Raw genomic sequence first — 22959 nt, 5'->3', positions numbered from 1 at the left:
GCCGGATGTGCGAAGCCGCGAGTGTTACGCGGCGGGGTGCCTCCGGCTTCTGCCTTTTCGCTGTTCCGGTCGTGGCCGGCAAGCCTCTTTATTCAAGCAGCAGGCGTTATGACTCTTATTCTTGGCATCGACCCCGGTTCGCGCATTACCGGCTATGGCGTGGTTCGAGACACGGGGCGCGGCTGTGTGTACGTGGCCTCCGGTTGCATCCGTACCGGCGCCGGCGAATTGCCCGAACGGCTGCAGATCGTCTATCGCGGTGTTCGTGAGGTCATCCAGACCCACGGTCCGGTGACCATGGGGATCGAGAAGGTGTTCATGGCGCGCAATGCCGACTCGGCGCTGAAGCTCGGTCAGGCACGTGGCGCGGCGATTGTCGCCGGCGCCGAAGAAGGACTGGAGATTGCCGAGTACACCGCCACCCAGGTCAAGCAGGCCGTGGCCGGTACCGGCGGCGCCAATAAGGAACAGGTGCAAATGATGGTCATGCACCTGCTCAAATTGACCACCAAGCCGCAGATCGATGCCTCGGACGCCCTGGCCATCGCCATCTGTCACGCCCACACCCGTTCCAGTCTGCTGCCTCATGGGCTGGGAACGGCACGCAGTCGTGGCGGTCGCTTGCGTCTCTGATAGCATCAGCGCAGTCATTTTAGGAGTGGAGCGTTGCGCGGCCGAGTCCCCGGCCCGCACGCTTGCTCTGTGAGTCGCCAGCTGCGGGCTGGCCATCGCCTAAGGATCTGAAACGTGATTGGACGCTTGCGCGGCACTCTGGCTGAGAAACAGCCGCCGCACCTGATTCTTGATGTAAATGGGCTGGGGTATGAAGTCGAAGTGCCGATGACCACCCTGTATCGCCTGCCGTCGGTCGGCGAACCCCTGACCTTGCACACCCATTTGGTCGTCCGCGAGGATGCGCAGTTACTCTACGGCTTCGCCAGCAAGCGCGAGCGAGACTTTTTCCGCGAGTTGATCCGTCTCAACGGTGTGGGCCCGAAACTGGCCCTGGCCTTGATGTCCAGCCTTGAGGTGGATGAGCTGGTGCGTTGCGTGCAGGCCCAGGACACCTCGGCCTTGACCAAGGTGCCCGGGGTCGGCAAGAAAACCGCCGAGCGCTTGCTGGTGGAGCTCAAGGACCGCTTCAAAGCCTGGGAAGCCGTACCGAGCATGTTTGCCCTGGTGCCGAACCAGCCGGATGCGCCGGTGCCGGTGGCCAGCGCCGAGTCGGATGCGGTCAGTGCGCTGATCTCCCTGGGCTACAAGCCGCAGGAAGCCAGCAAGGCGGTCTCCGCGATCAAAGACAAAGGCTTGAGCAGTGAAGACATGATCCGCCGAGCCCTGAAGGGAATGATTTAAGTGATTGAAGCTGACCGTCTGATCGCCGCCACGGGCCCCCGTGAGCGCGAGGAAATCCAGGACCGGGCGATTCGTCCAGTCAGTCTGGCCGACTATATTGGCCAGCCTAGCGTGCGCGAGCAGATGGAGCTGTTCATCCAGGCGGCCCGCGGGCGCAACGAATCTTTGGATCACACCTTGATCTTTGGCCCTCCGGGGCTGGGCAAGACCACCCTGGCCAACATCATCGCCGAGGAAATGGGGGTATCGATCAAGAGCACTTCCGGCCCGGTGCTGGAGCGCCCCGGTGATCTGGCGGCGCTGCTGACCAATCTTGAACCCCATGACGTACTGTTTATCGACGAGATTCATCGGCTGTCGCCGATCGTCGAGGAAGTGCTGTACCCGGCCATGGAGGACTTCCAGCTCGACATCATGATCGGCGAAGGCCCTGCGGCGCGCTCGATCAAACTGGACCTGCCGCCGTTCACTCTGGTGGGGGCGACCACGCGTGCGGGGATGCTGACCAACCCGTTGCGCGATCGTTTCGGTATCGTCCAGCGCCTGGAGTTCTACAGCACGGCGGATCTGGCGACCATTGTCAGTCGTTCCGCCGGCATTCTCGGCTTGCCGTTGGACCCGGAGGGCGCCTTCGAGGTGGCTCGGCGTGCCCGGGGTACTCCGCGGATCGCCAATCGGCTATTGCGCCGGGTGCGGGATTTTGCCGAAGTGCGAGCCAAGGGCCATATCACCAAGCCGATCGCTGATCTGGCACTGAACCTGCTGGACGTTGATGAGCGTGGCTTCGACCACCAGGACCGGCGTCTACTGCTGACCATGATCGAGAAGTTCGACGGTGGCCCGGTAGGGGTCGACAGCCTGGCTGCGGCCATCAGCGAAGAGCGTCATACCATCGAGGATGTGCTGGAACCGTACCTGATCCAGCAGGGCTACATCATGCGTACCCCTCGTGGTCGTGTGGTGACCCGGCATGCGTACCTGCACTTCGGTCTAAACATTCCGTCACGAATGGGGGACATGCCCGTGGTAGACGAATTCCTCGATGCCGTGGACGATTAGTAACCCGCGCCTTGTCGATTTATTCGGGGTTTGTGCTGTCCTAGGGACTGGCGTCGTTAAAACTTCACGAAAAGTCGTTCAAGAATGAAAAAACAGTTGCCTGGCCGGATTGGCAACCTGAGGAGTAAGCACTAGAGTATGCGCGCGCAAAACGGGCTTGAGCCGTTCGCACATCGTTGTCGCGTTTATTACGAGGACACCGATGCTGGCGGCATCGTGTATTACGTTAATTACCTTAAGTTTATGGAGCGGGCTCGAACCGAGCGGCTACGACACTTGGGCTTTGCCCAATCGCAGCTGGCAGGGGAGAACCTGTTATTCGTCGTGCATTCCAGCGAAGCGCGTTATCACGCGCCGGCGCGACTGGACGACGAGCTTCTGGTCAGTGCCCAAGTCACCGAATTGAACCGGGTCAGCCTGCGCTTCACTCAGCAGGTCAGGCGATCCACGGATAATGCGCTGCTCTGTGAAGGGCAGTTTTTGGTGGCCTGTGTGCGCGCCGACACTTTCAAACCCCGCGCCATTCCAGACGCTCTGCGTACGGCCTTTGCCGACGAGAGCAGCGCGGGTACACACTCAGAGCAGGAGATAAAGCGTGGAAGCTAACGTCGTCGACCATTCCTCCATGTGGAGCCTGGTCAGCAATGCCAGCGTTGTAGTGCAGTTGGTAATGCTGACCCTGGTTGCCGCATCGGTGACTTCATGGATCATGATCTTTCAGCGCAGCAACCTGCTGCGCGCCGGTCGACGTGCCCTGGAGAGCTTCGAAGAGCGCTTCTGGTCCGGTATCGACCTGTCCAAGCTGTACCGTCAGGCGGGCAGCAACCCTGACCCGGATTCGGGCGTAGAGCAGATCTTCCGTGCCGGTTTCAAGGAGTTCTCCCGTCTGCGCCAGCAACCAGGCGTCGATCCTGAAGCGGTCATGGAAGGCGTGGCCCGCGCCATGCGTGTAGCGATTTCCCGCGAAGAAGAAAAGCTCGAACAGAGCCTGCCGTTCCTCGCCACCGTCGGTTCGGTCAGCCCGTACATCGGTCTGTTCGGTACTGTCTGGGGGATCATGAACTCCTTCCGCGGCCTGGCTCAGGCACAGCAAGCGACCCTGGCCACTGTGGCCCCGGGTATCGCCGAAGCCCTGATCGCTACGGCCATCGGCCTGTTCGCGGCCATCCCGGCGGTGATCGCCTACAACCGTTTCGCCGCTCGTGGCGAGACGCTGATCAGCCGCTACTACACCTTCGCCGACGAGTTCCAGGCGATCCTGCACCGTAAAGTGCACACCAGCGAAGAGTGAGCAGGTAAACCCAATGGCCCGAGTTCGCCACAAACGCAAGCCGGTTGCCGAGATGAACGTGGTGCCCTACATCGACGTGATGTTGGTACTGCTGGTTATCTTCATGGTGACCGCGCCGATGCTCAACCAGGGCGTGAAAGTTGATCTGCCCAAGGTTTCCAGTGAAGCCTTGCCCCAGGACAACAACACCCAGGTACTGACCATTTCGATCAAGGCTGACAAGACCTACTACTGGAACCTTGGCAGTGAAGTCGACACCGAAAAGCAACAGGACAAGGCGATGACCTTGCCGCAGATGACCGACGCGGTGACCAAGATCATCCGTGCCGGCAACGAAGGCGGCAAACACACCCAGGTGTTCATTCGCGGTGATAAATCCGTCGACTACGGCGCCGTGATGGGTGCCATGGGCGGCCTGCAGAAAGCCGGAGTCGGTAACGTTGGCTTGATTACCGAGGCGCCCTGATGCACCAACAGCGAGAGCCGTCCGCCTCGGAAAGCTACTTCTGGCCTAGTGTCTGGGCAATCGCCCTGCACGTGCTGGTGTTTGGCATGCTGTTCGTCAGCTTCGCCATGACCCCGGAATTGCCCCCGGCCAAGCCGATCGTCCAGGCGACCCTGTATCAGCTGAAATCCAAGAGCCCGGCGACCACCCAGACCAATCAAAAAATTGCGGGTGAGGCGAAGAAATCCGCCGCGCGTCAGACCGAAGCCGAGCAGTTGGAGCAGAAGAAGGTCGAGCAGGAAGAGATCAAGGCTGCGGAACAAAAGAAAGAAGAGGCTGCTCAAAAGGCCGCGGAAGCGAAAAAGGCCGATGAAGCCAAGAAAGCTGACGAGGCGAAGAAGGCTGATGAAGCCAAGAAAGCTGCGGAAGCCAAGAAGGCTGAAGAGAAGCAATTGGCTGATGTAGCCAAGAAGAAAGCCGAAGAAGAAGCCAAGAAAGCCGCGGAAGAAGAGGCCAAGAAAAAGGCCGCTGAAGAAGCGAAGAAGAAAATCGTCGAAGACGCGAAGAAGAAAGCCGCGGAAGACGCGAAGAAAAAAGCTGAAGCTGACGAGGCGAAGAAAAAGATCGCTGAGGATGCGAAGAAAAAAGCTGCTGCCGACGCCGCGAAGAAAAAGGCCCAGGAAGCAGCGCGCAAATCTGCCGAAGAGAAAAAGGCTCAGGCCCTGGCAGACTTGCTATCCGATACGCCGGAGCGTGAAGCCACGAAGTCGGATGAGGTGGGGGACAGTGTCGCGGGCAGTTTCGATGACCTGATTCGTATCCGTGCAGCGGAAGGCTGGGCTCGTCCTCCTTCGGCGCGCAAGGGCATGACGGTGGAACTGCGGATCGGCATGTTGCCTGATGGCACGGTGACTACGGTTAGCGTGATCAAGTCCAGTGGTGATGGTCCGTTCGACGCTTCGGCGGTGGCGGCAGTCAAGAATATTGGGCGTTTGACAGAAATGCAGGGTTTGAGTCCGAAGGACTTCGCTCCCTATCGTTCATTCAAGATGACATTCACACCTGAGGATCTAGCCTTGTGAGAAACCTTCTTCGAGGAATGCTTGTCGTTATTTGCTGTATGGCAGGGATAGCGGCAGCGGATGAAAAAAACATTCTGGTCACCAGCGGCAGTGATCGGGCCACTCCGATCGCGGTAGTGCCGTTTGGCTGGCAGGGCGGTAGCGTGCTGCCGGACGACATGGCGCAGATCATCGGTGACGACCTGCGCAACTCGGGTTACTACGCACCTATCCCCAAGCAGAACATGATCAGCCTGCCGACCCAGGCCAGCGAAGTCATCTTCCGTGACTGGAAAGCCCTGGGCGCGCAGTACGTGATGGTCGGCAGCATTGTTCCAGCGGGTGGTCGCCTGCAGGTGCAATACGCACTGTTCAACGTCGCCACCGAGCAGCAAGTGCTGACCGGTAGCGTGTCGGGCAGCGTCGATCAGTTGCGTGACATGTCGCACTACATTTCCGATCAGTCCTTTGAAAAGCTCACCGGCATCAAGGGCGCGTTCTCGACGCGCCTGCTGTATGTGACGGCTGAGCGCTTTTCGGTGAACAACACCCGTTACACCCTGCAGCGTTCGGACTACGACGGTGCGCGGGCCGTGACTCTGTTGCAGTCCCGCGAGCCGATTCTGTCGCCGCGTTTTGCTCCGGATGGCAAGCGCATTGCGTACGTGTCGTTCGAGCAGAAGCGTCCGCGCATCTTCGTCCAGCACATCGATACCGGGCGTCGTGAGCAGATCACCAACTTCGAAGGCTTGAACGGTGCACCTGCCTGGTCGCCTGATGGCAGCCGCCTGGCATTCGTGCTGTCCAAGGATGGCAACCCGGATATCTATGTGATGAACATGGCATCCCGGCAAATCAGCCGTGTCACCAGTGGCCCGGGCATCAATACCGAGCCGTTCTGGGGCAAGGATGGTTCCACCATCTATTTCACATCCGACCGTGGCGGCAAGCCGCAGGTCTATAAAAGCAATATCAACGGTGGTGGCGCCGAGCGTGTGACCTTTATTGGTAACTACAACGCCAACCCGAAACTTTCTGCTGACGAAAAGACCCTGGTAATGATTCACCGCCAGGATGGTTTCACCAACTTCCGGGTGGCGGCTCAGGATTTGCAGCGCGGTAGCGTAAAAATCCTTACAGACACCAACCTTGATGAGTCAGCTACTGTTGCGCCCAACGGCACCATGGTAATCTACGCCACCCGCCAGCAGGGCCGGGGAGTCTTGATGCTCGTGTCCATTAATGGACGTGTGAGGCTCCCGCTTCCTACCGCTCAAGGCGAAGTCAGAGAACCGTCCTGGTCCCCTTACCTGAACTGACGCGGCGCTACAATGTTTCACTTAACACACTGGGGTTCATTAGGAGTTTCACGATGGAAATGTTGAAGTTTGGTAAGTTTGCTGCGCTGGCTCTGGCCATGGCTGTGGCTGTAGGTTGCTCCTCCAAAGGTGGCGACAACGCCGGCGAAGGCGCTGTTGATCCAAACGCTGGTTACGGCGCTAACACTGGTGCTGTTGATGGCTCCCTGAGCGAAGAAGCTGCTCTGCGCGCAATCACCACCTTCTACTTCGAATACGACAGCTCGGACCTGAAGCCAGAAGCCATGCGCGCTCTGGACGTTCACGCCAAAGACCTGAAAGCAAACGGCGCTCGCGTTGTTCTGGAAGGCAACACCGACGAACGTGGTACTCGTGAGTACAACATGGCTCTGGGCGAGCGTCGTGCGAAAGCCGTTCAGCGCTACCTGGTTCTGCAGGGCGTTTCCCCTGCACAGCTGGAGCTGGTTTCCTACGGTAAAGAGCGTCCAGTTGCTACTGGCCACGACGAGCAGTCCTGGGCTCAAAACCGTCGCGTCGAACTGCGTAAGTAATTCGTCATGCGAACGTGCCGTCGTGCTGTAACTATTTTGGCTCTCAGTCTCACGCCGCTTGTGGCGTGGTCTGCGGTTCCTGTGGTCGATAACAACTCCGGCTATAACAATAGCGGGAGCAGTTATCCGCCAGCGGGTTATGGCACGAACGGCGCCTATGCCGGGGGAGGGGTTTCGACCCCTGTCTCGGCACAGGGCGAGCTGTTCCAGCAACTGCAGCAAATGCAGGAGCAGATTGCACGGCAGCAAGGTGTGATCGAAGTTCTGCAAAATGATGTAGCGCGCATGAAGCAAGAAAGCCTGGAGCGATACCAGGATCTTGATCGGCGCATAGGAAGCGGTGTTGCACCTGCCGCGACTCCTGAGAATTCTTCTACCGGTGGCGATAGCAATGCCGCCGGTGCCGCCGGCGCTGCTGCCCAGGCACCAGCTGCCAGCAGCGAACCCGGTGATCCGGCCAAGGAAAAGCTCTATTACGATGCTGCCTTCGACCTGATCAAAGCCAAGGATTTCGACAAGGCGAGCCAAGCTTTCTCGGCATTCCTGCGCAAGTACCCCAACAGTCAGTACGCCGGCAATGCCCAGTACTGGCTGGGTGAAGTGAACCTGGCCAAGGGCGATCTGCAAGGCGCAGGTCAGGCGTTCGCCAAGGTTTCCCAGCTGTATCCCAAGCACGCCAAGGTGCCGGACTCGCTGTACAAGCTGGCTGATGTAGAGCGCCGCCTGGGTCATACCGACCGGGTCAAAGGCATTCTGCAGCAGGTGGTAGCCCAGTATCCGGGCACTTCCGCCGCTCAGTTGGCACAACGGGATCTGCAACGCATGTAAATGCGTTGGCGGCCGTTACAAGAAACCCGCGCTTGCCGCGGGTTTTTTCGTTAGAATCCATGCCCTTTTTTCTGAAACACGCTTCCTGGGATCTGCGCGATGGCGGGGTTCCTTGAAGTGCCTGACGGAGGCGGACAGCCTGTTTAGCTGTTACGCCCGTGGCGACTATGCAAGACACATTGAGAATCACCGAAGTTTTCTACTCGTTGCAGGGGGAAACTCGGACTGCCGGGCTGCCCACGGTTTTTGTGCGCCTGACCGGTTGTCCGTTGCGTTGCCAATACTGCGACAGTGCCTACGCCTTCAGCGGCGGCACCCTGCGTACTCTCGACAGCCTGCTGGAGCAGGTTGCCGATTTCCGTCCGCGTTACGTCTGCGTCACCGGCGGCGAGCCGTTGGCCCAACCCAATGCCATTCCCTTGCTCAAGCAGCTGTGCGATGCCGGTTATGAAGTGTCGCTGGAAACCAGCGGCGCCCTGGATATCTCGGCCGTGGATCAGCGCGTCAGTCGGATCCTTGATCTGAAGACGCCGGGCTCCAAGGAAGCTCATCGCAATCGCTACGAGAACATCGAGCTGCTGACCGCCAACGATCAGGTCAAGTTTGTCATCTGTTCCCGCGAGGACTATGACTGGGCCGTGTCCAAGCTGATCCAGTACGGCCTTGAGCGACGTGCCGGCGAAGTGCTGTTTTCGCCGAGCCATCACGACCTGAATGCACGGGACCTGGCGGACTGGATCGTCGCTGACAACCTGCCGGTACGCCTGCAATTGCAGCTGCACAAATACCTTTGGAATGATGAGCCGGGGCGCTGACATGACTGAGCAAGCACAGAACCAAACCTTGACCGAAAAGCGTGCAGTGATCCTGCTCTCCGGTGGCCTGGACTCGGCCACCGTGGTGGCCATGGCCCGCGCCGAAGGCTACCGCTGCTACACCATGAGTTTCGATTACGGCCAGCGCCATCGTGCCGAGTTGCACGCTGCCGAGCGCGTGGCGCGGGATCTGGGCGTGGTGGAGCACAAGGTGATTGGCCTGAACCTCAACGGTATTGGCGGCTCGGCACTGACTGACAGTTCCATTGATGTGCCGGAAACTCCCGGTGAAGGTATTCCGGTGACTTATGTGCCGGCACGTAACACTGTATTCCTGTCCCTGGCCCTGGGCTGGGCGGAAGTCCTGGAGGCGCGGGATATCTTCATTGGCGTCAACGCCGTGGATTACTCCGGCTACCCGGATTGCCGTCCCGAGTTCGTCGAAGCGTTCGAGCGCATGGCCAATCTGGCGACCAAGGCCGGTGTCGAAGGGCAGGGCTTCCGTATCCAGGCGCCTCTGCAGAACCTCAGCAAGGCCGAGATCATCAAGGCCGGGGTGCGCCTGGGAGTGGATTACGGGCTGACGGTTTCCTGCTACCAGGCGGACGACAGGGGGCATGCGTGCGGTAAATGTGACAGCTGCCGTCTGCGTGCGGAGGGCTTCAATGCAGCCGGTATCAGCGATCCAACACCTTATTTTTGATTTTTTTCACATAGGGTGTTGAATTCCCGTTAGAAATCAGTATTATACGCGCCACCACACAGCGGGTCGTTAGCTCAGTTGGTAGAGCAGTTGGCTTTTAACCAATTGGTCGTAGGTTCGAATCCCACACGACCCACCATATTTGGCGGTTTAGAAAATCCGGAAGGCCCACGCAAGTGAGGATTTCCGGGTTTTTTTTTGCCTTGCAAAAATGTCCCTGCCGCGCTGCGATGGTTCAACTCACCAGCTCCCCCCACGACTCAAAGCCCCGTGTTTCTATAAAGACTGGCCTTTTGCCGGTAGCCCCACTCCTCCCTAAAAACCTTGATAAATTCAGGGGCTTTATCTGAATTCCCACTTTTTTTCAGTGGTTATCGCTTTAAATTCGAAATAAGTGCGGGTCTCGTTGACAGTGCAAATGCCTCCCGCGTAAATCTTGCCGCCATTGCCGACAGGGGTTGCGTCCCTGGCAAGGAGAACACGTACCAGGGTCGGTAACTTCGCAACCAGCAGGGCTTTGCCCTGCCTGCACGAATCTGCCCCTGAGTATGTGTGTGAGTCACAAGCCCGGCTTACTCAAGGTGACAGGATGTTCACAGAAGCGGTTGCAATATCCGTTAAGCGCAGCGCCCCCTCCAGCCCTTCCGTTGTTCGTGGCAAGGGATGCTTTCTTTACGATGAGCAGGGCAAATCCTTTCTCGACATGTCCGGTGGCAGCGGCGCCGCCAACCTGGGTTATCAGCGCGATGACCTGGTCGAGGCCCTCAAGCGTCAATCCGAACTGCTGATTCATACCGGCTGGAATATCGACAACCCGCAGCGCCATGAAGTGGTGGCCAAGCTGGAGGGCCTGGTGCCCTACGCGCAAGCTTCGGTGTTTGCCGCGGTCACCGGTGCCGAGGCGATCGAGGTAGCGCTGAAAATCGCCCGCGCCGCTACCGGACGCCCGGGTGTGATGTATTTCCATAATTCCTTCCATGGCAAGACCCAGGGCGCCTTGTCGGTGACCTCCAACCGCGGTTTTCGCAAGCACCTGGCCGGTAGCGACAGCCTGCAACTGACCGCCCTGGCCCTGGATTATGACGCCGACCAGGATCCGGCCCGAGCCGCCTTGTGGCGCGAGCAACTGGCCGAGGATCTGCGCCAGGCGCAGCAGGCCAATCGCTTGCCGGCGGCGCTGATCATCGAACCGATCCAGGCGGCGGAAGGCATGTACCCGGTGCCCCTGGCGTTGCTCGAAGCGATTGTCGAACTGGGCAAGACCTTCGGCGTGATCACCATCTTCGATGAGATCTACACCGGTTTCGGTCGCACCGGGACCCCATTTTTCAGCAACCCGCAGCTACTGCCGGACTTGCTGGTCCTGGGCAAGGCCCTGGGCAACGGCCTGCCGATTTCTGCAGTGGTGGGCCGCCCGGAGTTGGTGGACTGCCTGGGGTATGCCGAGCATTCCTCCACCTTCACCCTGATGCCCCTGGCCTGCGCCGTGGCCTCCAAGGTGCTGGACATCTATCACCAGGAACAACCCTGGGAGTGGGCGGCGAGCAACGGCGCCTATCTGCGCCAGGCCCTCGAGGAACAGGGGGCGCAGGATGCGCGTTTGGTCAATGTGCGCGGTCGCGGCCTGATGCTCGCCTTCGATTTCGAGGGCCAGGGTCAGGGCGGTGATGTACTGGCCCTGCGCAACCGCCTGCTGGAGCACGGCGTGATCGTGCGCACCGGCGGACGCAATCCGGCGACGGTCAAGCTGACCCCGCCACTGAGCATCTCCCGGCAGGAAATCCAGGCATTCATGCAGACGCTGCAGGGCGTTTGCCGCTCCCTCTAATAACAACAAGGCAGGGATATCATGTTGCAGGCTTTTGCTCGCATGGCGGGTACCGATGTTGCAGGAATCATTGATGTCCAGGGCAGCCTTGGTTTTGCCGAGCTAGACCGGTTGCGCGAGGCCGTCAGTGCCGAATTGGAAGGGTTGCAGCAGCCGGTGGTGGCGTTGTATGCCAGCCATGGCCGGGCCATGTATGCGGCGCTGATCGCGGCCCTGTCCAGCGCCCGGCGCGTGGTGTTCATTGACCCGGCGAGCAACCTGGACGAACTGGCGCCGGTGCTTGAGCGCCTGGGCGTGAACCTGGTCCTCAATGGCACGACGCGGCCCGGCGCGCAACTGAGCGCCTCCTTGCCGGTGCTCGACCTGCAGCAGCTGCAGCCCCGGCCCGTAGCCCCTGGCCGTGCATACCCGCTGCGCTGCCAGGAGTACGTGATCTTCACCAGCGGCTCCACCGGTGAGCCCAAGGCCATAGTGCAGCGCATCGAGGCCCTGGGTCGGCACATCGACAACTACATCGGCTATGTCGGTATCGGCCCTGGGCAGCGTGTCCTGCAACTGGCTTCCGCTGGTTGGGATGCCGGCCTGATGGACATCTTTGCCAGCCTGAAGACCGGCTCCACCCTGTGCAGCCTCAATCCCCGGGAACATGACTTCGCCGCCGTCGAGGCGATGATCGCCGAGCACGACATCGACGTGCTGCACATGACCGTGCCCTACCTGCGAGCCTTCTACAGCGACGCCAGCGCCACTTACGCCCGGCCCAAGCGGTTGGTGATCGGTGGCGAGATCATCCACCCCTCGGACATCCAGCGTTTCAACCAGGCCTTTGCGCCAGGTTCGCAATTGTTCAACGCCTACGGACCGACCGAGTGCACCACCGCGCTCTACGCCAGGATCGATCAGGGGCAGCCCCTGCAGGACCCGACCTGGGCCCTGGATCGTCCGGTGGAGGGTGTAACCCTGGAGATTGCCCAGGAGCCGGGGCAGCCCTATGGCGAGGGCGTGGGTGAATTGCTGCTCTATTCCTCCCTGATTGCCCGGCGCCTGGACCCGGCCAGCGGGTTGATCGTCGAGCTGACCCAGCCCAGCCCCACGGACCCGCAGCGCTCGTGCTACGCCACCGGCGATCTGGCGTGCCGCCTGCCTGATGGCGCCATTCGCCTGCTGGGGCGCAAGGACTCCATCGTCAAGGTCAACGGGCAGAAGGTCAGCCTGGTTCAGGTGGAGTCGGAGCTCAAGGCCCTGGCCCAGGTGCAGGAAGCCTGTGTGATCGCCCATCAGGCGGGGGATAACGTGGCCCTGGTGGCCTTTGTCATTGCCCGCGACGCCAGCCTCGACGAAGACCTGCTGCGTCAGGCCGCCAGGGCCGCGCTACCGGCGCACAGGGTGCCGGCGCGGTTCATGCTGGTGGAGCGTTTCGCCCTGAACCGCAATAACAAGATCGACCGGCAGGCGCTCGCGCAACTGGCCGCCAGTGCCATGGCACCAACGTCAACAGAGGCCGCATCGGAGCCTTTGTGGCAGGCCATCGGCCAGGTGCTCGGCGGGCAGAGTGCGGACCCGGCCAGGAGTTTTATCGACAATGGCGGTGATTCGCTGCGGGCCTTGCAGGTGGTCGCCACGCTGAAGAGAAAAGGTCTGGTGCTGGACCTGGAAGAGCTGCTGTCGGATCAGGCGCTGGGGCAGTTGCAGCTTCAACCGGCGAAGGCCAAGGCCCGTCCCGGGGTTTCCCGAGCACAGGCCATCGGCTTGCCCAATCGACGTTTTCTGCTCAGCCGCGGGATCAGCGACCTGGACCACTGGAACCAGGCCCTGGTGCTGGATATCGCCGCGGGCGAGGAGCCAGGGCGGGTCAGCCAGGCGTTGCGGGCGATATTCAGCCATCACTTCATCGAGCACGGCGTGCAGGACCTCGGCTTGCTGCCCGCCACGACGGACCTGCAACAGGCCGTGGCCCAGACCTGCGCGACCATCTCCCTGAGTCAGGGGCAGCACTTGTGTTTCAGTCAGCAACAGGACGCCGATGGCCACCACCTGATCATTGCCGGGCATCAGTTCCAGGTCGATCGGTACTCCTGGATGCTATTGGTTTCCGAGCTGGACGAATGCTTGGTACGGGGCCTGGAGTGCATGCAGCGCTGGGCTCGGCCAACGGCTTTCGAGGAGTGGCAGCAGACCTACCAGCGTGAGCATGCCGCTGCTACCCATGAGGCGTTCTGGGAGGCGCTGCCGTGGAGCCGCTGCGGGCCGTTGACGGCGCAGCAGCCCGAGTTTCCCCGGCGCGAGGCCTTTGGGCGGGTAGAACTGTCTTTGGGCCCGGTCCGCGACCTGCCGCAGTGGGCCCAGGGCGTTGCCGAGACCAGCCAGCTGTTGCTGGCGGCGATCCTTCGCGTCATGAGCCAGGGCGACGACAACCCGTTCCAGAAAGTCCATGTGCTGGATCACGGCCGGGCCCTGGACAAGAGTGGCGCCGAGCTCAACAGCGTGTTCGGTTGGCTGACGGTGATCTACCCCCTGGTGTTGCAGATCACCAGCCTGGACCTGCAGGCGATTGCTGGCGTAATCAAGGCCAGCCAACAGGCCAGCCAGGGGATCGCCCACAGTTTCGGCAACCGCTATTTCGCCACGCCCGAGGCCGAGCGGCTCAAGGGGCTGTTCGATTGTGGCTACAGCTACAACTTCCTCGGCGCCGTGGAGAACGAACCCGGGGCCCGGGTCGGCGTGCATCCCTTGAGCCTGCAGTTGATGCAGGGCAGCCCCAGCCATCACCTGGAGTTCACCGGCTACCTGGCTGCGGGCGAGCTGTTGCTGAAAATCGATTACGACCCGCAGGTCTTCGGCGCCGAGCGCCTGGAGTCGTTGTTGAGCGGGATCGTCACTGCCTTGAACGAGAGAAACCTCCATGAACGCCATGCTCGATAACAACAAGAAACCTCGTTCACTGGTTGCCGTGCTGATGTTTCTCGGTTGCCTGCTGATCTGGTCCACCAACTGGATCGCCATCTCACTGCAGGTGGAGCGCAGCGACGTCGGCTCGTCGCTGATGCTGCGCTTCCTGATCGCCTATGGCGTGCTGTGGTTGTGGCAACGGCTGTTCGCCGGCCCCCGGCAACCGGTGGCACGCAAGGCCTACCTGCTGATGGCCACGGTGGGGGCGGTGTACTTCTATGCCGGCATTGGCCTGGCCTACCTGGCCACTGCCTACCTGGGCGCTGCGCAGATGGCCTGCCTCAGCGCCTTCGTGATTTTCTTCATCATCGGTCTCAAACGGGTGTTCCTGCATGTGCCGGTTGCCTTGCACAACCTGCTCGGCGCAGTGGTGTGCATTGCCGGGCTGGGGGTGTTCATGCTTGGCGATCCGGGACGGCCGCTGTCGCTGGCTGGGGTGGCTCTGGGGCTGACGTCCTTTCTGGCGGTGGCCATCGCCTCGGTGCTTTCCGAACATATCCAGAAGACCTTCCAGCTCGGCACCTTGCACATCAACAAGGTCGCGTCCGGCTGGGCCTGCGCCCTGTACGCCATCAGCCTGCTGCTCAGCGGCCACAGGCTGCAGCTGCCCGCAACCCTGGTCGACCTCGGCATCCTGCTGTACCTGGGGGTGGTGTGCTCGGCATTGGTGTTCGTGCTGTTCATCGACCTGATCAAGCGCATGGGCGCCGAGAACGCCGGCTACGTCGGCGTGCTGTACCCGATCGGTGCCAGCTACCTGTCGGCGTGGCTGGGGGAGACGCCCCTGAGCCTGCACCTGATGCTCGGCAGTGCCCTGGTGATGTTGGGCAGCCTGATCAACTTCAAGTTTCGCTACCACCCCGCCCCCAAGAAAGTGGAGTTCAGCTGAATGAGCAATGTACGGATACGCCAGGCAACCACGGACGATCTGATCGGTATTTTCGAGGCCCACCGCAACTCGGTAGAGCGCCTGTGCACCTCTGAATACAGCGATCAGCAGATCCGCATGTGGCTCGATGGGCGCTCGCCGGAAACCTACCGCGAAGCCGTGGAAAAGGGCTTGTTGTGGCTGGCCGAGGGCGAGCAGATCGAAGGTTTCGTCGAGCTCGACGGCAACGAGATCAGCAAGTTGTTCATGCGTGGCGACGGTGCCAGGCGCGGTATCGGCAGCCGCCTGCTGGAGGTGGCACTCGCTCGACTGCGGGCCAGCGGTGCCCGCTCCGCTTACCTGGAGGCGACTCTGACGGCCGAAGGCTTCTATGCCCATCACGGCTTCCAGAAGATCGGCGAAGGTACTTTCAGCCGGGGCAACAGCCCGGTCTCCATCGAAATCATCAAGATGGAACGCCCGCTTTGAGCTGACCGTCAGCGGCCCCTTCAGCACTGCAGGTTCTGCCCGCCCCTGATTCGCAGGGGCGCGGCCGGCTGCACCCGGAAAACGGCACACGAGGCTTGTCCAAGATGACAGGGATGTTATTGAAACTAACGGTGCTCGATCAGAATCTGTGTGCCGGTTGCGGCGCTTGTGCCCTGGTGTGTCCAGAGCAGGTGATCAGCTTCGACCCGGATCGGGTGGTGCCCTTGCTGGAGGGCATCGGCGACAGTTGTGGAACTTGCACCGAGTGCCTGGCGGTGTGTCCGGGGTTGCAGCCGGATACCGATCGCGCCGAGCTGGAGTTGTTCGGTCGTACCCGCCGCGCTGATGAGCGCTGGCTGGGAATCAGTCGCCACGCCATCGGCGCGCGCTCCACCGATCCGCAGATTGTCCGGCGCTCGGCCAGCGGCGGCACCGCCACCACCTTGTTGCTGACTGCTCGGGACCACTTCGGCGTGGACCTGACCCTGACCATGGGCCGTCACCCCGAGCAGGGCTGGCGCAGTGCCCCGCAGCTGGGCAGCGCCGCACAGGCGATCATCAACAATGCCCAGTCCACCTACCAGTTGGCGCCTTACCTGAATGCCCTGCGTGAAGTTTACGAACAGCAGCCCAAGGCACGCATCGCCCTGGTGGGGCTGGCTTGCCACGTGCAGGCGATCCGCAAGTTGCAGCGTCGGGACACGGCCATCGGCCACTGGGCCCGCAGCCAGATCGTTTGCGTGATCGAGACCGCCTGTTCCTCCAACACCTTGCCGGCCGGCACCCGCAGCATCATCAGCGAAGTGCTGGGGCAGGACCCGCAACAGGTCCGCGGCATCAAGTACCGCGAAGGCGATTACCCCGGGCGCCTGCAAGTCACCCTGCTGGACAGCCAGACCTTCGGCATCGATTTCTGGGAAATCCTCGGCAAGCTCAAGGACAACAAGACCTTTCGCTGCCTCAGTTGCGGTGACTGGATGAGCGGGCTGGCCGACGTCAGCGTCTGTGACGGCGACCCGAACATTTTTGAAGCCAGCCTCAACGGCTCCCAGGAGCAGAAACACGGCCGTGCGCTGATCCGTACCGAAAGGGGCCAGGCCCTGGTGGACAGTGCGATCGCCCACGGCCGGCTGGAAAGCTGGGGCGTCGACCTGAGTGGCTTCAACCTCGGCCTTGAACGCAAGAAGAATCGCCGACGCTTCTACGAAACCCAGCCGCTGGTGCTGCCCGCCGGCCCCGGCGTGGGCGACTCCTTCGACGACGAAGCGCTGGTGGACGACGCCGAACTGATCAACCCCGCCAAGTACAGGAGTACCCCATGATCGATTATCCGGACCGGCCCATCGATTTCACCCTGGACCGTGAACAGCAGGTCTGGGCCAACATCGACGACTACTTGCCGTCGGACAAGTCCATCAGCCACCGGATGATCCTGTTCGCTGCACTGGCTCGGCACCCGGTGCGCCTGCGGGACCTGAACCGGGGCAAGGCGGTGACCCTGTTGCTCGATGCCCTGCAGCAACTGGGCCTTGAGGTCACGCCGGGGCAAGCGCCACAGAGCCTGGAGATCAGCGGTGAGTTCGCCCAGGCAACCCATGATCGGCGGGTCGACCTGGGGCCCTCCAGCGCTGCGGCGCGGCTATTGATCGGGATGCTGGTGGGGCTCAATGTGCCGTGCATCGTCGACGGCGACGAGACCCTGCGCAATCGTCCCTTCGACTGGATCGTCGAGCCCTTGAACCAGATGGGTGCCCACCTGGAGTACCTGGGCCGGCCGGGAGCGCTGCCAATCCGCATTCATCAGGCGTCGTTCCAGGGCGGTGCGGCGCAGATCCGGATTGGCAGCGCCCAGGCCATCAGCACCTTGCTGTTTGCCGGGGTCGCGGCACGCAAGCCGATGTCGATCCGTTACCCGGTGGTGGCCCGGGATCACACCCAGCGCATCATCAACAGTTTTGGCGACTGGCTGCAGGACGAGCAACTGCAGATCCACTATCAGCCCCGTGACTGTGCAATCCCCACCGAGATCAGCGTGCCCCGCGACCCATCGGCCATTGCCTATCCCGCGGCGTTGTTCCTGCTGTGCAACCGCCACCAGGAGCAGCAGTGCCTGAGCTTCGACAACCTGTGCCTGAACCCGACGCGCCTGGGCTTCTTCAACTGGCTGCTGGCCTGCGGCTTCAACCTGACGCTGGAAGTGGACAGCATTCGCCATGGCGAGCCGGTGGGGCGTCTGCTGCTGCGCGGCGGTGGCCGACCCAGGGCCCACGACTTGCGCGACAAGCATCAGTTCCACGCGATGATCGACGAGGTGCCGCTGGCCCTGGCCATCAGTTGCGTGCTGCCGGGAAGTGCGACCTTCAGTGACCTTTACGAACTGACCTTCAAGGAGTCGGATCGGATCGCCGCCACCCGCAGCATGCTCAACGCCCTGGGCCTGGACTATCGGGTCGAGGGCTACGACGTGCAGGTGTCGGGCGGGCAGACACCGCGAGTGCAGGGGGCGATCCCGACCTTCGGCGATCATCGCCTGTCGATGACTGCCCATGTGCTACTGCTGGCCCACGGGCTCAAGGCCACCATCCTCGAAGGGCATTGCTACCAGACTTCCTTTCCAGGGTTCGCCCAATGCCTGGATCGCCTGACCGGACGGGAGGCCTGATGCGCGCCGATTGCTACACACTCACCGCCTGTGGCGCCAATGGCGTGATCGCCCTTGAGGCGCCGCTCGCCGCACTGGCGGCCACCGAAGTGCGGGTGGCGGTGGACTATTCCATGGTCAGTCCGGGGACCGAGCGCCACTACCTGCAGCAGGTTCGCGAGACGGGCGAGCAGTTGCCACTGGGCTATTGCGCGGTCGGGCTGGTTCACGCAGTGGGGGCCAAGGTTGCAGGCTTGCAACCGGGGGACCGGGTGGTGGCCATGGGCTGGAAGATCGCCACCCATTCCAACTGGATCCAGGTGCCGCAGCGCCTGGTGTGCAAGGTGCCGCCGTCACTGACTCAGGACCAGGCGATTCTCGCCACCCTGGGCGCCACGGCCGTGCATGCGGTGGACCGTGCGCAATTGCAGGCGGGGGAACAGATCCTGGTGGTGGGCATGGGCCTGGTGGGCAAGATGCTCGGCCTGGTGGCGGCCTGTCATGACGCGCGGATCTGGGTGGCCGACCTGAACCCGGCCGCCATCGATCCGGGCCTGCCGGTGCGGGTGCTCGACCTGCTGGCCGAGCCTGGGGTGATGGCCGGGCGCTTCACCCGGATCTTCCTGTGCATCGACGGCGATATCAGCGCCCTGTTCCCGCGCTTGCTGGCGCTGCTCGATCCGCAGGGCAACGGGCAAACCCGTTCGCGGCTGGTGAATGTCGGGCGAGTCAGCCTGACCCTGGAGCTCTCGCCGCAAATGGGCAACATCGACATCGTCAACGTTTCCCGCTGCGGTAACGGTTATCGCGACGACGCCTACCATCATGGCCTCAAGAATGTGCAGTGTCCGGCGGGGGAGGCCAGTGTGGAGCGCAACATCGCGCGCTGCCTCGACTACCTGGTGGCCGGCAAGGCCTGGTTGGAGCACTTGCAACGTGTCGAGATGAATCTGGACAAGGCGTTGCAGACCTACAACTCAGAGGCGTTCTTCGCCCCTGGAATCAACCTGATCAAGCACAGGGACGATTAACGGCATGGGCCATCTATCTATTGCTTCGCGCCTGGATGAAGTCTTCGCTCGCCACGCCACGGACACCGCACTGAGCTGCAACGGCGCACGGCTCAGCTACCGAGAGCTGGAGCAGCGCTCGGCCGCTGTGGCGGCGCGGCTGCTGGGCCTCGGCCTGTCGCCGGGCAGCACCCTGGGCCTGGAAGTGGAGCGTTCGATCGAGCAACTGGTGCTGCTGGTGGGCATGGTCCGGGCAGGCCTGTCGTACTGCTATCTGGACCGCAGCAATCCGCCCCAGTGGAACCAGTCGGTCTGTGAGCGCAGCGGCGTGCATTGGCGCATCACTCAGGAGGCTGCCGGTGGCCCCGGGTATCTGGCATTGGGGCCATTGCTGGCGCCGCCGGACGAGCGGCCGTGCTGGCCACAGCTAACCGGTGCCGAGCCGGTGTACGTGAACTTTTCCAGCGGCACTACCGGCGCACCGAAGATCATTCCCTGCACCCATCGCGGGGTGTTGGGCTTTTGCGACCGCCCGCGACACTTTCCGTTGCAGCCGGGTTTTCGCATGCTCTATGCCTCGAACCTGACCTTCGATGCCTCGCAGTTCGAGATCTGGACTGCGCTGCTCAATGGCGGCGAGCTGCATATTCATGTCCCCGGTCCGCTGACCCTCGGGCACCTGCGGCGTTACATCCATGACGCCGGGGTCGACAGCCTGTGGCTGACCTCGACCCTGTTCAACACCTTCATCGACATCGATCGCGACTGGCTGCGGGGTGTCCAGCGGCTGATGGTCGGCGGTGAGGTGCTGTCCGCGGGGCATATCCAGCAGGCCTATGCCGCCGCCGACGGGCTGACGCTGTACAACGGTTATGGCCCCACGGAAAACACCATGGGCACCTGTGTCTATGCCATTCCCCGGGACTTTGACAGCACCCAGGAGATTCCCATCGGCCATGGCGTGGACGATGCTGTCTTGCTGCTGGTGCGGGCCGACGGGCAGGAATGCGATGTGGATGAGCCCGGTGAATTGCTGATTGCCGGAGATGGGCTGTCCCCCGGTTATCTTGGGGACGCCGCGCTGACCCGGGAGCGCTTCATCGAACGGCCGTGGCAGGGCCAGACGCTGCGTTGCTACCGCAGCGGTGATCTGGTTTCCCGCGATGGCCAGGGGCTGTATCACTTTCACGGCCGCAGCGATGACCAGATCAAGTTGCGTGGCCAGCGCCTGTCGTTGACTGAGGTGGCTGCGGCCTTCAAGCGTTATCCGGGAATGCTCGACTGTGCGGTGCTGCTGGATGATCTGGGGAGCGAGGCGCAGTTGCTGCTGGTGTACCTGCAAGCCCCCGGTGTCGAGCCTGGGGCGCTGGCCGAGTATGGTCGGCAACGCCTGCCGCCGTTCATGCTGCCGCAGCGCTTTGTCGGGCTTGAACGCTTTCCCCTGCGGGCGTCCGGCAAGCTGGATATCGCTGAACTGAAGCAGCGCCTGTGCGGCGAGCATCGGCCCCGGGACGTGGACGATTCGGCAGCGGGGCGTTTTCTCGCGTGCTTTGGCGTGTTGGCTCATGACCGTCAGCGCAGTTTCTTCGACAACGGAGGCAACTCACTGGGGGCAATCAAGCTGGTGGATACGGTGAACCGGCACCTGGGCCGGGAGGGCCTGGGCCTGGAGCAGTTCTACCGCATGAGCAGCCTGCAGCAGTTGCTGGACTGGCTGCAGGCGCAGCCCATTTTGGCGTCGTTGCTGGAAAGGGGCACCGAGCAGTACTACGTCACGCCACTGCAGCAGGAGTCGCTGTCCGAAGCCCATGCAGGGTTTTCGATCAACAGCCACCTGGGGCGTTTTGCCGTGCTCCGCGCCACCTCCGCCAGCCAGGCCCGGGAGGTGTTGCGCAACGTTCCCGAGCCGTTGCAGGCGGCTGGCGACAGTCGCTGGATCGGCCTGAACAAGAGCCAGCTGTCGATGGTGTATGCCGAGCTGTTGCACAAGGACCTGCGGGCCAACAACGTGCTCTATCTGTTCCGGCCCGAGCAGTTGCCGGCCGCCGGGCTGGACCTGGCGACGCTGGCCCAGGGGCTGAAGCAGCGTTATCCGCTAGCGGGCTGTCGAGTGGCCCGGGTCGAGGGCGAGTACTGTTTCGACCTGGCTCCCGAGCCGCCGGCGCGCCTGTGGCTAGACGCCGTGGCGGAGTTCCCCAGCCAGGAGGCCTGCGTGGAACACTTCCTCCAGCGGCCGCTGTCGTTGTTCGAACAGGACCTGTGCAGCCTGTTCAAGGTGCGCATCGACGGCGTCCTGCACCTGGGGCTGTGGCTGCATCACATTCTCGGCAACCACGTTGGACAACTGAGCCTGCTGCGCAGCGTTGAGCAGTTGGCGCAGGACCCGCAGTTGACAGCGGAGGGGGCGGATTTTTCCTTTATCGGCAACAACCTGATGCAGGTCGAGGACTATGAACGCCTGGCGGATGGCGGCACCGAGGCCTGGGAGCAGGAGGCCGAGGAGTATGCGCCGCTGGCCGATGTCGCGGCGCCGGCGGCCACCGCCCAGCCGGTACAGATGCGGGCGCGGTTGGCCATGGCCCCGTTGAAGCTGGCCTCGCCGCAACGTCTGTTCCACCTGTTGCAGGCGTTTCGCCAGGGCTGTGCCGGGGGATTGGGGATCGAAGCGCCTATCGTCAATCTGCTGTTCGCCTGGGCCGAGCAGGCGGTGATCAGCGGTTTCTCCACTTACACCGTGCCGGTGCCGCTGACACCGGAGCGATTTGCCCAGGGTTGCGAGCCGCAAGCCACCATGGACTACCTGAATGCCAAGCTGGCCCGAGCGGCGCTCGGCTATGAGGAGATACTCGCCGCGCTGGGCTTGTATGGCTTTGCCCCGGCGTTCCTGTGCAACTTCGTCGAGCTGCCGGCCAGTGATGCACAGTGGCTGCACACCCGGATCGCCAACCCGGTCACGGAGTGGCCCAAGACCCTGCTTGACCTGACAGTGGTCAAGTCGGCCCAGGGCTGCGAGGTGCTGCTCAACAGCTATTTGCCAGAGCCGCAGGCCCGGGCCTTCCTTGAGTCTTTTGTTGCGGCAGGGGAACGGCGATGAAGCTGATCTGCTTTCCCGACTTTGTCGGCCATCCGATCTGTTTCTCCGCCCTGGGGCGGGCGCTCAAGGGGCGGGTGTCGCTGGTGCAGGTCAACTACAGCGACTACTGGCCCTATTCCAGTGTCGGCGCCCTGGCCCGAAACATTGCCCAGGAGCACGACCTGAATACAGTGGACGCGGTGCTGGGTTACTCATTCGGCGCCTATGTGGCCGCTTGTTGCGTGGCACAGCGGGGCCCGGCGAGTGCGCCGCAGCCGGTATTGCTGGTGGACCCGCCACGGCTGGCGGAGCTACGGGGACTGGCCCCGGCCGCCATTGCCCAGCGCCTGGAAGCCGACCCGCAGTACGCCTATATCGACGACTTGGTGGATGCACAGTTGGTCAGCCGTGACTGCGTTCACGGCAATATCCTGCTGCTCTCTGAGTGGCAGGCTGTGTCGCTGAAGGGGCGCTCGGTGGATGTGCTGCTGTCTGCTGACCGCAGCGCCGAGGCGCTGGCCCAGGGCTTGGGCCTCGATCCGGCCCAGGACAATCGCTACTGGCGGGATGAGCGGAGTCACCATGCTTCAGTGATCAACAGCCCTGATGTGGCGACCTGGCTTCTGGATCGCAGCGCCCTGCCGCGAATCGCTTGGTGAGCGGTTGTGGGTTG

At 62.2% G+C, this 22959-nt stretch carries 21 protein-coding genes and 1 tRNA gene; all 22 read left to right on the top strand.

Annotated elements, in window-relative coordinates:
* Positions 1 to 108 precede the first annotated feature (108 nt).
* The 22 genes from ruvC to ACMGF8_RS28625 all read left to right on the top strand — a co-directional run bounded on the left by ruvC (position 109) and on the right by ACMGF8_RS28625 (position 22945).
* On the top strand, positions 109 to 633 hold the full coding sequence (gene ruvC / locus ACMGF8_RS28730; RefSeq protein ID WP_416758035.1) for a crossover junction endodeoxyribonuclease RuvC: 525 nt from the start codon (positions 109 to 111) through the stop codon (positions 631 to 633).
* A 114-nt stretch (positions 634 to 747) separates the two neighbouring features.
* Complete coding sequence (gene ruvA / locus ACMGF8_RS28725; RefSeq protein WP_123726120.1) at positions 748 to 1356, top strand: Holliday junction branch migration protein RuvA; 609 nt, start codon at positions 748 to 750, stop codon at positions 1354 to 1356.
* Positions 1357 to 2415, top strand: coding sequence for a Holliday junction branch migration DNA helicase RuvB (gene ruvB / locus ACMGF8_RS28720; protein WP_011063018.1), 1059 nt, complete (start codon positions 1357 to 1359; stop codon positions 2413 to 2415).
* A 138-nt stretch (positions 2416 to 2553) separates the two neighbouring features.
* Entirely contained in the window at positions 2554 to 3021 is a 468-nt protein-coding gene (gene ybgC, locus ACMGF8_RS28715) for a tol-pal system-associated acyl-CoA thioesterase (protein ID WP_102860558.1), read from the top strand.
* Positions 3011 to 3706, top strand: coding sequence for a protein TolQ (tolQ, locus tag ACMGF8_RS28710; RefSeq protein ID WP_011063016.1), 696 nt, complete (start codon positions 3011 to 3013; stop codon positions 3704 to 3706). The genes ybgC and tolQ overlap by 11 nt, the downstream gene beginning before the upstream one ends.
* Before the next feature lie 13 nt (positions 3707 to 3719).
* A complete protein-coding gene (tolR, locus tag ACMGF8_RS28705; RefSeq protein ID WP_011063015.1) occupies positions 3720 to 4172 on the top strand; it encodes a protein TolR in 453 nt (150 codons plus the stop codon).
* Positions 4172 to 5233, top strand: coding sequence for a cell envelope integrity protein TolA (gene tolA, locus ACMGF8_RS28700; RefSeq protein ID WP_102860559.1), 1062 nt, complete (start codon positions 4172 to 4174; stop codon positions 5231 to 5233). Before tolR ends, tolA begins: the two co-directional genes overlap by 1 nt.
* Positions 5234 to 5250: 17 nt before the next feature.
* Positions 5251 to 6531, top strand: a complete 1281-nt coding sequence (gene tolB / locus ACMGF8_RS28695; protein WP_170001676.1) for a Tol-Pal system beta propeller repeat protein TolB — start codon at positions 5251 to 5253, stop codon at positions 6529 to 6531.
* Positions 6532 to 6584: 53 nt separating this feature from the next.
* Complete coding sequence (gene pal / locus ACMGF8_RS28690; RefSeq protein ID WP_003227510.1) at positions 6585 to 7082, top strand: peptidoglycan-associated lipoprotein Pal; 498 nt, start codon at positions 6585 to 6587, stop codon at positions 7080 to 7082.
* Positions 7083 to 7088: 6 nt separating this feature from the next.
* Entirely contained in the window at positions 7089 to 7910 is an 822-nt protein-coding gene (gene ybgF / locus ACMGF8_RS28685; protein ID WP_115580762.1) for a tol-pal system protein YbgF, read from the top strand.
* Positions 7911 to 8077: 167 nt separating this feature from the next.
* Positions 8078 to 8725, top strand: a complete 648-nt coding sequence (gene queE, locus ACMGF8_RS28680) for a 7-carboxy-7-deazaguanine synthase QueE (protein WP_102860562.1) — start codon at positions 8078 to 8080, stop codon at positions 8723 to 8725.
* A gap of 1 nt (position 8726) precedes the next feature.
* Complete coding sequence (queC, locus tag ACMGF8_RS28675; protein WP_102860563.1) at positions 8727 to 9428, top strand: 7-cyano-7-deazaguanine synthase QueC; 702 nt, start codon at positions 8727 to 8729, stop codon at positions 9426 to 9428.
* 63 nt (positions 9429 to 9491) lie between these two features.
* Positions 9492 to 9567 (top strand) — tRNA-Lys (locus ACMGF8_RS28670).
* A gap of 450 nt (positions 9568 to 10017) precedes the next feature.
* Entirely contained in the window at positions 10018 to 11256 is a 1239-nt protein-coding gene (locus tag ACMGF8_RS28665; RefSeq protein WP_416758029.1) for an aspartate aminotransferase family protein, read from the top strand.
* Positions 11257 to 11277: 21 nt separating this feature from the next.
* Entirely contained in the window at positions 11278 to 14178 is a 2901-nt protein-coding gene (locus ACMGF8_RS28660; RefSeq protein ID WP_416758027.1) for an AMP-binding protein, read from the top strand.
* Positions 14159 to 15094: a DMT family transporter gene (locus tag ACMGF8_RS28655; RefSeq protein ID WP_102860566.1), complete on the top strand. Its 936-nt coding sequence runs from the start codon at positions 14159 to 14161 to the stop codon at positions 15092 to 15094. Before ACMGF8_RS28660 ends, ACMGF8_RS28655 begins: the two co-directional genes overlap by 20 nt.
* Positions 15095 to 15562: a GNAT family N-acetyltransferase gene (locus tag ACMGF8_RS28650; RefSeq protein ID WP_102860567.1), complete on the top strand. Its 468-nt coding sequence runs from the start codon at positions 15095 to 15097 to the stop codon at positions 15560 to 15562. It abuts the gene before it with no gap.
* A 113-nt stretch (positions 15563 to 15675) separates the two neighbouring features.
* Positions 15676 to 16884 carry a Coenzyme F420 hydrogenase/dehydrogenase, beta subunit C-terminal domain gene (locus tag ACMGF8_RS28645; protein WP_243433818.1) on the top strand — a complete coding sequence of 403 codons (1209 nt, stop codon included), beginning with the start codon at positions 15676 to 15678 and terminating at the stop codon, positions 16882 to 16884.
* On the top strand, positions 16881 to 18224 hold the full coding sequence (locus ACMGF8_RS28640) for a 3-phosphoshikimate 1-carboxyvinyltransferase (protein ID WP_102860569.1): 1344 nt from the start codon (positions 16881 to 16883) through the stop codon (positions 18222 to 18224). The genes ACMGF8_RS28645 and ACMGF8_RS28640 overlap by 4 nt, the downstream gene beginning before the upstream one ends.
* Complete coding sequence (locus ACMGF8_RS28635; protein WP_416758024.1) at positions 18224 to 19234, top strand: zinc-dependent alcohol dehydrogenase; 1011 nt, start codon at positions 18224 to 18226, stop codon at positions 19232 to 19234. The genes ACMGF8_RS28640 and ACMGF8_RS28635 overlap by 1 nt, the downstream gene beginning before the upstream one ends.
* 4 nt (positions 19235 to 19238) lie before the next feature.
* Positions 19239 to 22307: an AMP-binding protein gene (locus tag ACMGF8_RS28630; protein ID WP_416758022.1), complete on the top strand. Its 3069-nt coding sequence runs from the start codon at positions 19239 to 19241 to the stop codon at positions 22305 to 22307.
* Positions 22304 to 22945: a thioesterase domain-containing protein gene (locus ACMGF8_RS28625; RefSeq protein ID WP_416758020.1), complete on the top strand. Its 642-nt coding sequence runs from the start codon at positions 22304 to 22306 to the stop codon at positions 22943 to 22945. Before ACMGF8_RS28630 ends, ACMGF8_RS28625 begins: the two co-directional genes overlap by 4 nt.
* The last annotated feature ends 14 nt before the right edge of the window (positions 22946 to 22959 follow it).

Source organism: Pseudomonas sp. BNK-7, assembly GCF_048072025.1.
Lineage (GTDB): Bacteria > Pseudomonadota > Gammaproteobacteria > Pseudomonadales > Pseudomonadaceae > Aquipseudomonas > Aquipseudomonas danubii.
The sequence above is the reverse complement of the archived record's forward strand: the minus strand, read 5'-3'. Positions and strand labels throughout refer to the sequence as shown.

Excerpts from the sequence above, each read along its gene's own strand:
- ruvC (WP_416758035.1), top strand. The coding sequence starts at position 109 with ATGACTCTTATTCTTGGCATCGACCCCGGTTCGCGCATTACCGGCTAT.
- ybgC (WP_102860558.1), top strand. The coding sequence starts at position 2,554 with ATGCGCGCGCAAAACGGGCTTGAGCCGTTCGCACATCGTTGTCGCGTT.
- tolR (WP_011063015.1), top strand. The coding sequence starts at position 3,720 with ATGGCCCGAGTTCGCCACAAACGCAAGCCGGTTGCCGAGATGAACGTG.
- tolA (WP_102860559.1), top strand. The coding sequence starts at position 4,172 with ATGCACCAACAGCGAGAGCCGTCCGCCTCGGAAAGCTACTTCTGGCCT.
- tolB (WP_170001676.1), top strand. The coding sequence starts at position 5,251 with ATGCTTGTCGTTATTTGCTGTATGGCAGGGATAGCGGCAGCGGATGAA.
- pal (WP_003227510.1), top strand. The coding sequence starts at position 6,585 with ATGGAAATGTTGAAGTTTGGTAAGTTTGCTGCGCTGGCTCTGGCCATG.
- ybgF (WP_115580762.1), top strand. The coding sequence starts at position 7,089 with ATGCGAACGTGCCGTCGTGCTGTAACTATTTTGGCTCTCAGTCTCACG.
- queE (WP_102860562.1), top strand. The coding sequence starts at position 8,078 with ATGCAAGACACATTGAGAATCACCGAAGTTTTCTACTCGTTGCAGGGG.
- queC (WP_102860563.1), top strand. The coding sequence starts at position 8,727 with ATGACTGAGCAAGCACAGAACCAAACCTTGACCGAAAAGCGTGCAGTG.
- ACMGF8_RS28665 (WP_416758029.1), top strand. The coding sequence starts at position 10,018 with ATGTTCACAGAAGCGGTTGCAATATCCGTTAAGCGCAGCGCCCCCTCC.
- ACMGF8_RS28660 (WP_416758027.1), top strand. The coding sequence starts at position 11,278 with ATGTTGCAGGCTTTTGCTCGCATGGCGGGTACCGATGTTGCAGGAATC.
- ACMGF8_RS28655 (WP_102860566.1), top strand. The coding sequence starts at position 14,159 with ATGAACGCCATGCTCGATAACAACAAGAAACCTCGTTCACTGGTTGCC.
- ACMGF8_RS28650 (WP_102860567.1), top strand. The coding sequence starts at position 15,095 with ATGAGCAATGTACGGATACGCCAGGCAACCACGGACGATCTGATCGGT.
- ACMGF8_RS28645 (WP_243433818.1), top strand. The coding sequence starts at position 15,676 with ATGTTATTGAAACTAACGGTGCTCGATCAGAATCTGTGTGCCGGTTGC.
- ACMGF8_RS28640 (WP_102860569.1), top strand. The coding sequence starts at position 16,881 with ATGATCGATTATCCGGACCGGCCCATCGATTTCACCCTGGACCGTGAA.
- ACMGF8_RS28635 (WP_416758024.1), top strand. The coding sequence starts at position 18,224 with ATGCGCGCCGATTGCTACACACTCACCGCCTGTGGCGCCAATGGCGTG.
- ACMGF8_RS28630 (WP_416758022.1), top strand. The coding sequence starts at position 19,239 with ATGGGCCATCTATCTATTGCTTCGCGCCTGGATGAAGTCTTCGCTCGC.
- ACMGF8_RS28625 (WP_416758020.1), top strand. The coding sequence starts at position 22,304 with ATGAAGCTGATCTGCTTTCCCGACTTTGTCGGCCATCCGATCTGTTTC.